Source organism: Cellulomonas dongxiuzhuiae (genome assembly GCF_018623035.1).
GTDB classification, from domain to species: domain Bacteria; phylum Actinomycetota; class Actinomycetes; order Actinomycetales; family Cellulomonadaceae; genus Cellulomonas; species Cellulomonas dongxiuzhuiae.
This window is the reverse complement of sequence record NZ_CP076023.1, coordinates 1-15066: the sequence shown is the minus strand read 5'-3', so window position 1 is coordinate 15066 and position 15066 is coordinate 1. Positions and strand designations below refer to the sequence as shown.

Here is a 15066-nt window from a genome sequence, read left to right as displayed (position 1 = left end):
ATTCGCGCGGCATGTCGCAGTGACGACTGTACACGATGCTGCGGCAATCTCGTGACGGTCCTCGGCGAGCCAGCATCTCCTGGCCCGCCGAGGACCGTGTTCGCGCAGGTCAGGGCGCTGTCACCCCTTCACACACACGATCGTGCGCAGCCGCGCGACGACCTCCACGAGGTCCTCCTGGGCAGCGATCACCTGGTCCAGGTCCTTGTAGGCGCCCGGGATCTCGTCGAGCACCCCGGCGTCCTTGCGGCACTCCACGCCCGCGGTCTGCTCCGCCAGGTCGTCGAGCGTGTACGTCCGCTTGGCCGCGTTGCGCGACATCCGCCGCCCCGCACCGTGGGACGCCGACCAGTACGACACCGGGTTGCCGAGGCCCCGCACGATGTACGAGCCCGTGCCCATCGACCCCGGGATGAGCCCCAGGTCACCGGCGCCGGCCCGGATCGCGCCCTTGCGGGTCACGACGAGGTCCGCACCGTCGATGTGCTCGGTCGTGACGTAGTTGTGGTGGACGTTCGCGACCTCCTCGAACGTCACCTCACGCCCTGCGAACGTCGCCCGCACGGCGTCGACGAACAGCGTCATCATCACCGCCCGGGACCGCGCCGCGTACTCCTGCGCCCACCACAGGTCGTGGAGGTAGGCGTCCATCTGCGGCGTCCCGGCCAGCAGGACGGCGAGGTCCCGGTCCACGAGGCCCTGGTTGTGGGGCAGGTCCTTCGCGACGGCGACGTGCACCTCTGCGAGCGACTTGCCGATGTTCCGCGACCCCGAGTGCAGCTGCAGCCACACGACGTCGTCCAGGTCGAGGCAGACCTCGAGGAAGTGGTTGCCGCCACCCAGCGAGCCCAGCTGCCGGCGTGCCCGCGTCTCCAGGTCCCGGACCCGCGGGCTCAGGCCGTCGAAGCGCGCCCAGAAGGCCTCGGCGCCCGCCAGCGCCTCGGCCGTGCGGGCCCGAGCGCCGATCGGCCGCAGGCGCCGCAGGTCCACGGCCTCGTCGTGGGACCGGAACCCGACCGGGACCCGTGCCTCGACGGCCGACCGCAGCGCGCGCAGGTCGTCGGGCAGGTCGGACGCGGTCAGCGACGTGCGGACGCCGATCATGCCGCACCCGATGTCGACGCCCACGGCGTTGGGGGAGACCGCGTCGCGCATCGCGATGACCGAGCCCACCGTCGCGCCCTTGCCGAGGTGCACGTCCGGCATGACCCGGACCCCGTGCACCCACGGCAGGGACGCGATGTTGCGCAGCTGCTGCAGCGCGGCCGGCTCGACGTCGTGCTCGTGCGCCCACATCAGCGTGGGCGCGGCCGCGCCGCGCAGCTCGACGGGGAACGTGCTGGTCATGACATCCCTCCTCGGGACGGTCGACCCGGGGTCGCCGGGAACGTGGGAGCGCGGCGGAGGTTGCCACCGAGCCGTGAGGAGGGTGCCCGCTGCACGCCCGGACGGCACGCTGTTTTCCTCGACGCGCAGCCGCCGCTCGGGATGCAGGATGGGGCGCGGACTGTGAGTCTCGATACCGGGACGACCGGGGAGGCGACGTGACGGACGGCAGGAGCGAGAGGCTGGTGCTCTCGGACGCGGACGCGGGGCTGCCCGTGAGCCGGCCACCCGAGGGGTTCGCCCCCGTGCGCGAGTGGGCGCTGGCCTCGACCGCCCAGCTGCGCACCCTGCGTCACGAGCTGGCGGGGGAGATCGGCGCCGGGAGCACCGTGGCCCCCCAGGACCTCGAGGCGACGCCGGACAAGCTCGTCCTCATCGCCACGGAGCTCGCGGCCAACGCGCTCACGCACGGTCTGCCGCCGACGATCGTCACCCTGTCCGGGTCCGAGGACCAGTGGCTGATCGACGTCGCGGACCGCGACCCCGAGTCCGAGCCCGTGTACGCGGGCGCCCGCATCACGGGTGCGGGCGGGCTGGGCCTGCACCTGGCGCGCCGGCTGTCGCTCGACGTCGGCTGGTACTCGACCGAGCGGACCAAGAACATCTGGGCGACGTTCTCCGTCTGAGCACCGCCCGGGCCGATCTCCCGCCAGGACGCGGAACGGCGCAGGACACGAGGTCCTGCGCCGTCCGACACGTGGAGCCAAGGGGACTCGAACCCCTAACCCCCTGCTTGCAAAGCAGGTGCGCTACCAATTGCGCCATGGCCCCTGGTGGCCCCGGGTCACTCGAAGGTGTCGGTGACCTCGGCCCAGAGGTCCCGCTCGTCACGGTCCTCCGCGTACTTCTGCCAGGCGACGTAACCGACGGCCGCGACCGCGGCCAGCAGCAGGAGCTTCTTCATCGGATCCCCCGGTTCGGGTGGGTGCCGGCATTCCGCGGTACGAGGCTGCGTACCAGCAGCGTGGGCCTAACAGGACTTGAACCTGTGACCTCTTCCTTATCAGGGAAGCGCTCTAACCGTCTGAGCTATAGGCCCGTGACGCGTCCACCGGATCGGTCCCTGGCGGGGGACCAGCACCGGTGGGCGCGACGGTCGAGACTACCCCAGCCGGGGCGCCGCGCCCAAACCGGCGGGCACCGGCCCGCGGGGGAGTCCGGGACGAGGCCCGGAAGGGGTCACTCGTCCGTCATCGTCACGGTCACGCCGCCGACGAGCGCCGCCACGATGTTGTAGAGGAAGGCGCCGATCGTCGCGAGCGCCGTCAGCAGGAAGACGTCGATGACGCCCACCAGCGTGGCGGCCGACACGGTCTTCTCGAACGAGACGTACGCGAGGATGTCGACCGGGCTCTCGGGGCCGACGACCTGGCGGACGAGCCCGTCGAGCTGCGAGAACACCTGCAGGCTGTCGAGCGTGAACCACACCACGATCGCCGCGACGACGATCATGACGCCGATCGCCACCGAGAGCAGGAACGCGAGCTTCATCACCGACCAGGGGTCGACACGGGAGATCGCGAGGCGGACGCGACGCGGGCCGCCGCCGACGGTGGGGATGCGGCCCGTCGCGGGGCGCGGGGTGGCCCCGGTGACGGGAGCCGTGGACCGCGGCGCGACACGCTCTGCGGTAGCGGCACCGGCGGTCGTCGGCGTCGTGGTCATGGGGGCGTCCTCGGTGCGGGGTCGGGTCAGCTGAGAGTACGCCCTGGAGAGCCCGGAACCAGTGACCCCCGCCGCCTTCTTCAGCCACACGGTCGTGGCGTCGACCGCCGTGACCAGGGGCGACGGCGGTTCGTCGTCGGTCTGCGCTTCACCCGCAGCCGGAGCTGGAGCGGGCAGCGGAGCCCTGGGCTGCTCGGCCGCCGGCGGCCGGGGACGCTCGTCCGTCCGCGGCCCCGACGGGACCGAGGTGCGTCCCGTCGACGAGGACGTCGTCGCGCCGCTGCGCACGTCGACCGAGTACGTGGGCGGGGCGGTGCCTTCGCCCGTACCGATCGACGACCACGAGCTGCCGCCGGCGTGCGCGGCCGCCTGCACCGCGCCCCCCGGGTCGCTCGTGCGGCCGCTGCCGCCCGTCACGGGCGGCGTGGGTCGCTTGCGCGGGGGGATCGAGGGGGGCGTGTCACTCATCAGTCCTCCGCGGGTCGGTCGCCGCTGTCAGGCACCGACCCGTCCGGGTCCGGTACGTCAGGGTTGGGCACGTTCTCGCCCACGGTACCGCCATCCACTTCGAGGTGTCGCTCGCTGTTTCGGGCGACGGCGATGATCCGGTCGTTCGCGTCGGGCTTCGCGAAGATGACGCCCTGGGTCGTGCGACCGGTCGCGTTCACCTCGGACGTCGCGGACCGCACGATCTTGCCGCGCTCCATGATGACGAGCACCTCGTCGTCCGGGTCGGTCACGAGCGCACCCACGAGGTCGCCGTTCGCCTCCGGCAGGTTCGCGACCTTGATGCCCAGGCCGCCGCGCCCCTGCTGGCGGTAGTTCTCGACCGTCAGCGCGGTGCGCTTGGCGATGCCGCCCTCGGTGACGGTGAACAGGAACGCGTCCTCGCGGACGACGTCCATCGCGAGCAGGTCGTCGGCATCGCGGAACTTCATGCCCGTGACGCCGCTGGTGGCGCGGCCCATCGGGCGCAGCGCGTCGTCGTTCGCGGTGAAGCGCACGGACTGGCCGCGCCGCGAGACGAGGATGACGTCCTGCGTGGAGTCGACCAGGCGGGCCGCGACGAGCTCGTCCGGACGGCCGTCCTCGTCCTCGCGCAGGTTGATGGCGATGACGCCGCCGCTGCGGTTCGAGTCGTACTCCGTCAGGCGGGTCTTCTTGACCAGACCACGCTTGGTGGCCAGGACGAGGTACTCGGCCTGCTCGTAGTCCTTGAGGTCGAGCACCTGGGCGATCTTCTCGCCCGGCTGGAACGCCAGCAGGTTGGCGACGTGCTGTCCCTTCGCGTCGCGCCCGGCCTCGGGCAGCTCGTACGCCTTGGCCCGGTACACGCGGCCCAGGTTCGTGAAGAACAGCAACCAGCGGTGCGTCGTCGTGACGAAGAAGTGGTCGACCAGGTCGTCCTCGCGCAGCTGCGCACCGCGCACGCCCTTGCCGCCGCGACGCTGCGCCCGGTACGCGTCGACGCGCGTCCGCTTGGCGTAGCCGCCGCGCGTGATAGTGACGACGACGTCCTCCTCGGCGATGAGGTCCTCGATCGAGACCTCGCCGTCGAAGGGGAGGATGCGGGTGCGCCGCTCGTCGCCGAACTTCTCGACGATGGTCGCGAGCTCTTCGCTGACGATCTGCCGCTGCCGCTCGGGGGAGGCGAGGATCGCGTTGAGCTCGGTGATGACCCCCTCGAGCTCGTCGTGCTTGTCGAGGATCTCCTGACGCTGCAGCGCGGCCAGCCGGCGCAGCTGCAGGTTGAGGATCGCCTGCGCCTGCAGCTCGTCGATGTCGAGGAGCTGCATCAGGCCGTTGCGTGCCTGCTCGGCGTCGGGGGAGCGCCGGATGAGCGCGATGACCTCGTCGAGCGCGTCGAGCGCCTTGAGGTACCCGCGGTAGATGTGGATGTCCTCCTCCGCCTTGCGCAGGCGGAAGCGCGTGCGGCGCTGGATGACGTCGATCTGGTGCGACGTCCAGTGCCGGACGAACGCGTCGATGCTCAGCGTGCGGGGGACACCGTCGACCAGCGCGAGCATGTTCGCGCCGAACGTGTCCTGCAGCTGCGTGTGCTTGTACAGGTTGTTCAGGACGACCTTGGCGACCGCGTCCCGCTTGAGGACGACGACGAGGCGCTGGCCGGCGCGGCCCGAGGTCTCGTCGCGGATGTCGGCGATGCCCTGGACGCGGTTCTCCTTGACGAGGTCCGCGATCTTCTTCGCCAGGGTGTCGGGGTTCACCTGGTACGGCAGCTCGGTGACGACCAGGCACTGGCGGCCCTGGATCTCCTCGACCTCGACGACCGCGCGCATGGTGATCGAGCCGCGGCCCGTGCGGTACGCGTCCTCGATGCCGCGCCGGCCCAGGATCGTGGCAGCCGTCGGGAAGTCGGGGCCCTTGATACGCGTCATGAGCTCCTCGAGGAGCTCCTCCTTCGACGCCTCCGGGTGCGCCAGGTGCCACTGCACCCCGTCGGCGACCTCGCGCAGGTTGTGCGGCGGGATGTTGGTGGCCATGCCGACGGCGATGCCCGCCGAGCCGTTGACCAGGAGGTTCGGGAACCGGGAGGGCAGGACGGCGGGCTCCTGCGTGTGCCCGTCGTAGTTGTCCTGGAAGTCGACCGCGTCCTCGTCGATGTCGCGGACCATCTCCATGGCCAGCGGCGCCATCTTGCACTCGGTGTACCGCGGCGCGGCGGCCGGGTCGTCACCGGGGGAGCCGAAGTTGCCCTGGCCGGACACCAGCGGGTAGCGCAGCGACCAGTCCTGCACCAGGCGGACGAGGGCGTCGTAGATCGCCGTGTCACCGTGCGGGTGGTACTTGCCCATGACGTCGCCGACGACGCGGCTGCACTTGGAGAACTGCCGGTCGGGGCGGTACCCGCCGTCGTACATCGCGTACAGCACGCGCCGGTGCACCGGCTTGAGGCCGTCGCGGACGTCCGGCAGCGCGCGGCCCACGATGACGGCCATCGCGTAGTCCAGGTAGGACCGCTGCATCTCGAGCTGCAGGTCCACCTGGTCGATACGGCCGTGCTCGATCTCGCCCGGGGTCTCGGTCACGTGCGGGTCACTCCAGTCGTCGGTGCCAGGTCGGTCGCGTCGCCGGGGTCACCGGCGGCGCGTCAGATGTCGAGGAAGCGGACGTCCTTCGCGTTGCGCTGGATGAACGCGCGACGTGCCTCGACGTCCTCGCCCATCAGCACCGTGAACGTCTCGTCGGCGGCGACGGCCTCGTCCAGCGTCACCTGCAGCAGGGTCCGGTGCTCGGGCGACATGGTCGTCTCCCAGAGCTCCGTGTAGTCCATCTCGCCCAGACCCTTGTACCGCTGGACGGCGTTCTCCTTGGGCAGCCGGCGGTTGTTCGCGCGGCCGTCCGCGATGACGGCGTCCCGCTCGCGGTCGGAGTACACGTAGTCGTGCGGCGCGTTGCTCCACTTGATGCGGTACAGCGGCGGCTGCGCCATGTAGACGAACCCGCCCGTGATGAGCTGCGGCATGTAGCGGAACAGCAGCGTCAGCAGCAGCGTGCGGATGTGCTGGCCGTCGACGTCGGCGTCGGCCATGAGCACGATCTTGTGGTACCGGAGGCGGGAGACGTCGAAGTCCTCGCCGATGCCGGTGCCGAACGCCGTGATCAGCGCCTGCACCTCCTGGTTGCCCAGGGCCTTGTCGAGCCGTGCCCGCTCGACGTTGAGGATCTTCCCGCGGATCGGCATGATCGCCTGCGTCCGCGGGTTACGGCCACGCACGGCCGAACCGCCGGCGGAGTCGCCCTCGACGATGAAGACCTCGCACTCGGCGGGGTTGTTGGACTGGCAGTCGCGCAGCTTGCCGGGCATCGAGTTCGACTCGAGCAGGCCCTTGCGGCGCGTCGCCTCACGGGCCTTGCGCGCCGCCATGCGGGCCGCGGCCGCCTGCATCGACTTGCGGATGACGTCCTTCGCCTCGACCGGGTGCGCGTCGAGCCACGCACCGAGCTGGTCGTTGACGACCTGCTGCACGAAGCGCTTGGCGTCGGTGTTGCCGAGCTTGGTCTTGGTCTGCCCCTCGAACTGGGGCTCACCGAGCTTCACGGAGACGACGGCCGTCAGACCCTCGCGGATGTCGTCACCCGTGAGGTTCTCGTCCTTCTCCTTGAGGATGTTCTTCTCCCGGGCGTACCGGTTCATCAGCGAGGTCATCGCCGCCCGGAAGCCCTCCTCGTGGGTGCCGCCCTCGGTCGTGGAGATGGTGTTGGCGAACGTGTGGACCGACTCGGAGTAGGCGGTCGTCCACTGCATCGCGATCTCGACGGAGATCCGCCGGGCGGTGTCCTCGGCCTCGAAGTCGATGACGTCGGGGTGCACGTGGTCGACCTTCTTGGCCGAGTTCAGGTGCTTCACGTAGTCGACGAGCCCGCCGTCGTACCGGTAGGTGACGTGACGCGCGACCGTCTCGGCCTTCTTGGTGTCCGCGTCGCCCGTGACCTCGTCCTCGGTGCCGGTGTGCGCGGGGCGCTCGTCCGTCAGCGAGATCTGCAGGCCCTTGTTGAGGAAGGCGTACTGCTGGAAGCGCGCGCGCAGGGTCTCGAAGTCGTAGTCGACGGTCTCGAAGATCGTCGGGTCCGCCCAGAACGTCTGCGACGTGCCGGTCTCGGTGGTCGCCTCGCCCTTGCGCAGGTCGCCCACGGGCTTGCCGCCGTCGGCGAAGTCCTGGCTCCAGACGTACCCGTCGCGCTTGACGACGGTCTCGACGCGCGAGGACAGGGCGTTGACCACGGAGATGCCGACCCCGTGCAGGCCGCCCGAGACCGCGTACCCCGCGCCGCCGAACTTGCCGCCGGCGTGCAGGATCGTCATGACGACCTGGACGGTCGGACGACCCTCGGTCGGGTGGATCGCGACGGGGATGCCGCGCCCGTTGTCGGTGACGCGGACGCCGCCGTCGGCCAGGATCGTGACGTCGATCGTGTCGCAGTACCCCGCCAGGGCCTCGTCGACCGAGTTGTCGACCACCTCGTAGACCAGGTGGTGCAGGCCGCGGGCCCCCGTCGAACCGATGTACATGCCGGGGCGCTTGCGCACGGCCTCGAGGCCCTCGAGGACGGTGATCGCGCTGGCGTCGTACGTGCCGTCGTCCGTCAGGCGCTCACGGAACGGGGTCGCCGCGACCTGCCCCTCGGTCGTCTCGTCGTGCGGGTCGCGAGGGGTGCTCTGGTCGGCCACGGGCAGCGGTTCTCCTCGAGAGCTCGATACGCGCCAGGCGCGTCGTGAGCGGCTGCGAACCGCCGGAGACTCCGGATCACCCCACAGCAGCGGAGTTCTGGGCTCACGAGGGCACGCAGGCGCCTTTCTTGACCTGTCCAGTCTACCTGGTGGATCCCCGTTCACAGGCAGGCTCGGCACGCGGGCGCGGGACGGCGGGGCGCAGGTCAGCCGTACGTGTCGCGCGGTCCGCGGCCCGAGACCCGTCGCCGGCCGTGACCGAAGCCGTGGCCGACCGGCCCGAGGACCTCGATCTGCACGACGACGCCCTCGCCGAGGGTCTCGTCGAACCGCGCGAGCATCGTCGGCGCGAGCAGGCGCAGGTTCGCCGCCCAGGCCGTCGACGACGCGCGCACGGTCAGCAGCCCGGACACGAAGGACACGTACTCGCAGTGCTCGGCCACCTGCGGGCCCACGATCTGCGCCCACCGGTGCACGAGGTCGCCCACCATCAGACCCGGCTCCCACCCCAGGTCCCGCGCGAGCAGGCCCGCGGACACCGCGAGCGGCTGCGGGTCGCGCGGGCCGGCGCCCGCCCCGCTGCTGATGGGCCTGCTGCGGACGACGCCCGGGCGCAGGCCACGCGCCCGCGCCGCCGCCTTCGCCCGCGCCAGCGCCGCCCGGACGACCTGCTCCGGTGGCGTGAGCGTCACCAGCTCCGAGACCGGCACGCCGTCCGGTACCGCTGTCGGTGCGGGCAGGAGCGCGTCGTCGTCGGCGTCGTGCCCGTCCGGCGCCGTCCGCCCGGTGTCCGCGCCGGAGCCCGACGCGCCCGCCGCCCCGGCCGCGGGGGAGCGACGCGCACCGCGAGCGGCACTAGAGGACACGCGCCACCTCACCCGCCATGACGTCGACGCGCGCGCCGGCCAGCGGCTCGGGCACGTCCTGCGGGACGGCCGCGGTCACGAGCACCTGCCGCGCACCCGCGACCAGCTCGGCGAGCCGCTCGCGACGGCGCGTGTCCAGCTCGGCGAAGACGTCGTCGAGGATGAGGACCGGCTCGCCGTCCGGGCCCCAGTCCGCCGACCACGCACCCGCGTCGTCGACACCGTGCGTGAGCAGCGCGTACGACGCGAGCCGCAGCGCGAGCGCGACCGACCACGACTCGCCGTGGCTCGCGTACCCCTTGGCCGGCAGGTCGCCGAGCTGGAGCACGAGGTCGTCGCGGTGCGGCCCCACGAGGCACACGCCCCGCTCGATCTCCTTGCCGCGCAGCCTGCCCATGGCGTCGAGCAGACGTGCCTCGACGAGCTCGACGCCAGCGTCGGGCGCCAGCTCCGCGTGGTCGTCCGTGGTCTGGCCCAGCGCGGTGTCGAGCGACGAGCGGTACGTCAGGACCAGGTCGCCCTGCCCCGCGCTGACCTGCTCGTACGCGTGCGCGGCACGCGGTCGTAGCGCCGCCACCAGCGCCTGGCGCGCGACGACGACCTGCGCGCCCGTCTGCGCGAGCTTGGCGTCCCACACGTCGAGCGTCCGCAGGTCCGCACCCGAGCGCGCGCGCGTCGCGGCCGCGGCGGACTTCAGCAGCGCCGAGCGCTGCCGCAGGACGCGCTCGTAGTCGCCGAGCACGCCGGCGATGCGCGGCGTGAGCTGCACGAGGAGGTCGTCGAGGAACCGCCGCCGGCCGTCCGGGTCGCCCTTGACGAGCGCGAGGTCCTCGGGCGCGAACAGCACGGTCCGCAGGATGCCCAGCACGTCGCGCGCGCGGCCGGGGGAGCCCCCGTTGATGCGCGACCGGTTGGCCTTGCCCGGCGTGATCTCGACCTCGACGAGCGTGGCCCGCTCCTCGCGCACCACCTTGGCGCGCACCACGGCCCGGCTCGCGCCCGCCCGCACCAGCGCCGCGTCCGACGGCACGCGGTGGCTGCCGAGCGTCGCGACGTAGCCGACCGCCTCGACGAGGTTCGTCTTGCCCTGCCCGTTGGGGCCGACGAGCGCGGTGATGCCCGGCTCGAGCGGGAGCTCGACCTGCGGGTAGGACCGGAAGTCGGTGAGGGACAGGTGCGCGACGTACACGCGGCTCAGGCCTCCGACGTGGGCGGCGCCGACGGTGTGACCGTCTCGCCGCCGGCCGCGCGCACGGCGTGCCCGCCGAACTGCTGGCGCAGCGCGGCGACGGCCTTCATCGCCGGCGACTCGCCCTGGCGTGAGGCGAAGCGCGCGAAGAGCGCCGCGGAGATGACGGGCGCCGGGACGGCGAGGTCGATCGCCTCGTCGACGGTCCAGCGACCCTCGCCCGAGTCCTCGACCCAGTCGTCGATCGCCGCGAACTTGGCGTCCTCGGACAGCGCCTGGACGAGCAGGTCCAGCAGCCACGAGCGCACCACGGTGCCGTTCGTCCACGCACGCATCGTCGCGGGCACATCGGTGACCAGGTCCTTCGCGGCCAGCAGCTCGTAGCCCTCGGCGTACGCCTGCATGAGGCCGTACTCGATGCCGTTGTGCACCATCTTGGCGTAGTGCCCGGCGCCGACGGGACCGGCGTGGACGAAGCCGTCGGCACGCTCGCCCGGGGGACGCAGCGCGTCGAAGACCGGCATGGCACGCTCGACGTCCTGCGGGGACCCCCCGACCATCAGGCCGTACCCGTTCTCGAGGCCCCAGATCCCGCCGGAGACGCCGGCGTCGATGAAGCCGACGCCGCGCTCGGCCAGGACGGCCCCGTGGGGCTCGTCGTCCTGGTAGTAGGAGTTGCCGCCGTCGATGACCAGGTCGCCCGGCGCCAGGAGCCCCGCGAGGTCCTGGATCACCGCGTCCGTGATCGGTCCGGACGGCACCATCACCCACACCACGCGCTCACCCGCGGGGAGCGCGTCGACCATCGCCTCCAGCGACGGCACGTCGGTCACGTCGGGGTTGCGGTCGAAGCCGGTGACCTCGATGCCTGCGTCCCGGATCCGCTGACGCATGTTCGCGCCCATCTTGCCCAGGCCCACCAGACCGATGTGCATCGTCTCGCCTCTCTCCGCTGCGTGCCGTGGTTCGCCCCGACGGCCGTCCCGGACACTGTCCCGCACCTGCCGCACGCTCGCGCGTGCGAGCCTCAGCTCGCGAAGCGGATGGGCACCAGCAGGTAGCGGTAGTCCTTGAGGTCGTCGCCCTCGAGCGACTCCTGGCCGGTGAACTCGACGGGCTTGTTCGGGTGCGTGAACGACATCCGGACGAACGTCGTGTCGATCGCACCCAGGCCGTCGGCCAGGAAGTGGGGGTTGAACGCCACCGAGATGTCGTCACCCGACAGCACGGCCTCGAGCGCCTCGGACGCCTGGGCGTCGTCACCCTGACCGGCGTCGAGGACGACCTGACCCTCGCTGAACGTCAGCCGGATCGGCGTGTTGCGCTCGGCGACGAGGGCCACGCGCTTGGCGGCCTCCGCGAGGGCCTGGCGGTTGACGATCGCGTGGATCGGCGTGTCGTCGGGGAACAGCCGGCGCACCGGCGGGTAGTCGCCGTCGACGAGCAGGCTCGTCGTCTGGCGGCCGGCCGCCTCGAAGCCGATGAGGTCGACGCCGCCGCCGGTGGACAGCGCCACAGACACCGAGCCCGAGCCGCCGAGCGACTTGGCGGCGTCCGACAGCGTGCGGGCCCGCACGAGGGCGACCGCCGCGACGCTCGGGTTCGCCGGCTTCCACGTCATCTCACGCAGTGCGAGGCGGTAGCGGTCGGTCGCCAGCAGCGTGACGCGCTCGCCCTCGATCTCGACCCGGACGCCGGTGAGCAGCGGCAGGGTGTCGTCGCGGCTGGCGGCGACCGAGACCTGGGCCACGGCGTGCGTGAGCTCGTCGCCGTCGACCGTGCCGGTGACCTCCGGCATGACCGGCAGGTTGGGGTAGTCCTCGACCGGCATGGTCAGCAGCGTGAAGCGGCTGGCACCGCACGTGACCTGCACCTTCGTGCCATCCAGCACCACGTCGACGGGCTTGGCGGGCAGGGAGCGGGAGATCTCGGCGAGGAGCCGCCCGGAGACCAGGACGGTGCCCGGCTCGCTCACGTCGGCCGGCAGCTGGGCCCGGGCCGAGACCTCGTAGTCGAAGCTCGAGAGCTGCACGGTCCCCGTCGTGTCGGCCTCGATGCGCACGCCCGCGAGGACGGGCACCGGCGGCCGGGTCGGCAGGCTGCGTGCGGTCCACGTGACGGCATCGGCGAGGACGTCACGATCGACGCGGAACCTCATGCATCACCTTCTCGTCATCCGGCCCGGGTGCCCTCGTCGGTGCGGGGTTCAACGAGCACGACGTGGCACGTCAGCGGGCGCTGGCTGGGCTGGTCCGAAGACTACGCGACAGGTCCGACGCCCGGAACATCGCCGGTCGGTCTGCTTCGGGGCGGCCGGACCGTCGCCGCACCGGCCCCAACGTCGGTGTGTGGATCTCCCTCGGATGAATGGTTCGTCATCGTCATCGGGGCTGTTGATGATGGGGACAAGTGGTCGCCGTGCAGGTCACGAGGCGTGTCGGCCTGTGCGGGGGGTGGGGACGGCGCGCCGGGGCACCGGTGGACGCTGGTGGACGGAGCGAGCACCGTCCTGTGGCGTCCACCGATGACCCCCTCCGCGTCCACAGCCTGCGGGCGTGTCGTCCACCGCCGTCCACAGGTCTGTGCACAGGTGTGAACATTCGTCCCATGCATGTTTCACCCGACGCTCGGAGGGCACGAACACCCAAATCGCCGGGTTTGGGTGTGAGAGTCCTCTCATCCAGCGGGCGTCGAGAGGCCGCGCGGGCGGGCACCGGGGTCCGGTCCGACGGGCTGAAGAACATGCGTCTTTGCAGGTCACAGCACGGCGTGATCAGCAGAGCAGGCGTCAGCCCTGCCGGGATGGCCCGATGGGGTGAAGGAGTTCACAAGTGTCCCCAGGCGGTGGGCAAACCTGTGGACAACTCGGAGGACCGGTGGACGACAAGGGATCTTCGGCGCAACGCAGTCACCCGCCATCGGCAACGGAGTTACCCTCCACAGCCCGTCGGGGCAGTCCGCAGGAGGCCCCGCCGCGTGACCGGTGCCGTGGGGCGCGGGAGGCCCGCTGCGGCGCTCAGCCGCGGTGCTGCTGCTTGATGCGGTTCGTCAGCTCGGTGACCTGGTTGTAGATCGAGCGCCGCTCCGCCATCAGCTCACGGATCTTGCGGTTGGCGTGCATGACCGTCGTGTGGTCACGTCCGCCGAACGCCTGGCCGATCTTCGGCAGCGACAGGTCCGTCAGCTCGCGGCACAGGTACATGGCGATCTGGCGGGCCGTGACGAGCACGCGCGAGCGGCTCGAGCCGCACAGGTCCTCGATCGACAGCCCGAAGTACGCCGCGGTCTGGCCGATGACCGTCGTCGCGGTGATCTCCTGCGTCTGGTCGTCCGTGATGAGGTCCTTCAGCACGATCTCCGCCAGGGAGACGTCGACGAGCTGCCGGTTGAGGTTGGCGAAGGCGGTGACCCGGATGAGGGCCCCCTCGAGCTCACGGATGTTCGTCGAGATCCGCGACGCGATGTACTCGAGCACGTCGTCCGGCGCCTGGAGCCGCTCGCTCGCGGCCTTCTTGCGCAGGATTGCGATCCGGGTCTCGAGGTCCGGCGGCTGGACGTCGGTGATGAGGCCCCACTCGAAGCGGGACCGCATCCGGTCCTCGAACCCGTTGAGCTGCTTGGGCGGGACGTCGGACGTGATGACGACCTGCTTGCTCGCGTTGTGGAGCGTGTTGAACGTGTGGAAGAACTCCTCCATCGTCTGTTCCTTGCCCTGCAGGAACTGGATGTCGTCGATGAGCAGCACGTCGACCTCGCGGTAGCGCCGCTGGAACGCGCCGGCCTTGCCCTCGCCGATGGAGTTGATGAAGTCGTTGGTGAACTCCTCGGAGTTCACGTACCGCACGCGGACGGTGGGGTAGAGGTTCTGCGCGTAGTGCCCGATCGCGTGCAGCAGGTGCGTCTTGCCGAGACCCGAGTCGCCGTAGATGAACAGCGGGTTGTAGGCCTTCGCCGGTGCTTCGGCCACCGCGACCGCGGCAGCGTGGGCGAACCTGTTGGACGAGCCGATGACGAAGGTCTCGAAGAGGTACTTGGGGTTGAGCCGCGCCGGCTCCGACAGGCCGCGCCGCGGGGCCGGGGCCTCGTAGGCCGAGCCGTCGATCGCGCGCAGGGAAGGCCGCGTGTCGGGACGCTGGTCGCCGTCCGTGGCGCCGCCGTCCGCCGGCGAGTCTCCCGAGTGGTCCCGCAGGAAGCCGGGGTGCGACGTGACGAGAGCGAGGTCCGGTCGCTGCTCGCCGTTGCGCTCGTACGGCGCGTTGGCGGGAGCGGCGGGCGAGGGCGGCACCACGCGCAGCGCAGGCGGCACGTCGTCGGCCACCTCGGCGTCGACGGTGATCGCGAAGCGGGCCTCACGACCGAGCGCCTCGGTGAGTGCCTGGGTCACCTCGGCGCGCACCCGCGTCTCGAGGTACTCCTTGGTCAGGTCGTTGCCGACCGCGAGGAGCATGGTGCCGTCCAGAAGCCCGAGGGGGTGCGCCAGGCGCACGAACGCCAGCTGACGCGGCGTGATGTCGGGGCTTGCCTCGAGGCTCGTCACGACGTGGCCCCACACGCGGGTCGGCTCTTCGTCCTGTGACAACGTCTACCTCGATGGTCGGTCCTGCGGGTGGATGAGTGTGGCACGGGCAACCGTCGTCCACATAGTTGTCCACACCTGTGAGCGCCCGTGATATGGGGCCGTACGCCGAGCCCCCACCCGGAGTGGGAGGGCGCCTCGTGCGCCGGCACCGACGGCGTTCCGCGCTGCAGGCACGCTCACCCGGCAG

General features: G+C 71.4%; 11 protein-coding genes and 2 tRNA genes. 1 reads left to right on the top strand and 12 read right to left on the bottom strand.

Features of this window, described 5'->3' with window-relative positions; all coding sequences use genetic code 11:
• Positions 1–120: 120 nt before the first annotated feature.
• Positions 121–1347: an RtcB family protein gene (locus KKR89_RS00065; RefSeq protein ID WP_208196690.1), complete on the bottom strand. Its 1227-nt coding sequence runs from the start codon at positions 1345–1347 to the stop codon at positions 121–123.
• Positions 1348–1544: 197 nt separating this feature from the next.
• Here KKR89_RS00065 and KKR89_RS00060 point away from each other — a divergent pair, with 197 nt between their 5' ends.
• The gene (locus tag KKR89_RS00060; RefSeq protein WP_208196689.1) at positions 1545–2012 is read left to right on the top strand and encodes an ATP-binding protein; all 468 of its coding nucleotides are present in this window, start codon (positions 1545–1547) and stop codon (positions 2010–2012) included.
• Between the two features lie 72 nt (positions 2013–2084).
• Here KKR89_RS00060 and KKR89_RS00055 read toward each other — a convergent pair.
• The 11 genes from KKR89_RS00055 to dnaA form a co-directional block, all read right to left on the bottom strand.
• A tRNA-Ala gene (locus KKR89_RS00055) sits at positions 2085–2157 on the bottom strand.
• A 13-nt stretch (positions 2158–2170) separates the two neighbouring features.
• Positions 2171–2290 carry a DLW-39 family protein gene (locus KKR89_RS00050; protein WP_214765648.1) on the bottom strand — a complete coding sequence of 40 codons (120 nt, stop codon included), beginning with the start codon at positions 2288–2290 and terminating at the stop codon, positions 2171–2173.
• 61 nt (positions 2291–2351) lie between these two features.
• Positions 2352–2425: transfer RNA gene (locus KKR89_RS00045), tRNA-Ile, on the bottom strand.
• A 140-nt stretch (positions 2426–2565) separates the two neighbouring features.
• Complete coding sequence (locus KKR89_RS00040) at positions 2566–3519, bottom strand: DUF3566 domain-containing protein (RefSeq protein ID WP_208196688.1); 954 nt, start codon at positions 3517–3519, stop codon at positions 2566–2568.
• Positions 3519–6101 carry a DNA gyrase subunit A gene (gene gyrA, locus KKR89_RS00035; protein WP_208196687.1) on the bottom strand — a complete coding sequence of 861 codons (2583 nt, stop codon included), beginning with the start codon at positions 6099–6101 and terminating at the stop codon, positions 3519–3521. The genes KKR89_RS00040 and gyrA overlap by 1 nt, the downstream gene beginning before the upstream one ends.
• Before the next feature lie 62 nt (positions 6102–6163).
• Positions 6164–8164, bottom strand: coding sequence for a DNA topoisomerase (ATP-hydrolyzing) subunit B (gyrB, locus tag KKR89_RS00030; protein ID WP_208197262.1), 2001 nt, complete (start codon positions 8162–8164; stop codon positions 6164–6166).
• Positions 8165–8451: 287 nt separating this feature from the next.
• Entirely contained in the window at positions 8452–9111 is a 660-nt protein-coding gene (locus KKR89_RS00025; RefSeq protein ID WP_251140950.1) for a DUF721 domain-containing protein, read from the bottom strand.
• Complete coding sequence (gene recF, locus KKR89_RS00020; protein WP_208196686.1) at positions 9101–10300, bottom strand: DNA replication/repair protein RecF; 1200 nt, start codon at positions 10298–10300, stop codon at positions 9101–9103. Before recF ends, KKR89_RS00025 begins: the two co-directional genes overlap by 11 nt.
• Positions 10301–10305: 5 nt before the next feature.
• Complete coding sequence (gene gnd / locus KKR89_RS00015) at positions 10306–11301, bottom strand: phosphogluconate dehydrogenase (NAD(+)-dependent, decarboxylating) (RefSeq protein ID WP_208196685.1); 996 nt, start codon at positions 11299–11301, stop codon at positions 10306–10308.
• 26 nt (positions 11302–11327) lie between these two features.
• On the bottom strand, positions 11328–12458 hold the full coding sequence (gene dnaN / locus KKR89_RS00010; protein WP_208196684.1) for a DNA polymerase III subunit beta: 1131 nt from the start codon (positions 12456–12458) through the stop codon (positions 11328–11330).
• A gap of 858 nt (positions 12459–13316) precedes the next feature.
• Positions 13317–14879, bottom strand: coding sequence for a chromosomal replication initiator protein DnaA (gene dnaA / locus KKR89_RS00005; protein WP_208196683.1), 1563 nt, complete (start codon positions 14877–14879; stop codon positions 13317–13319).
• Between the last annotated feature and the right edge of the window lie 187 nt (positions 14880–15066).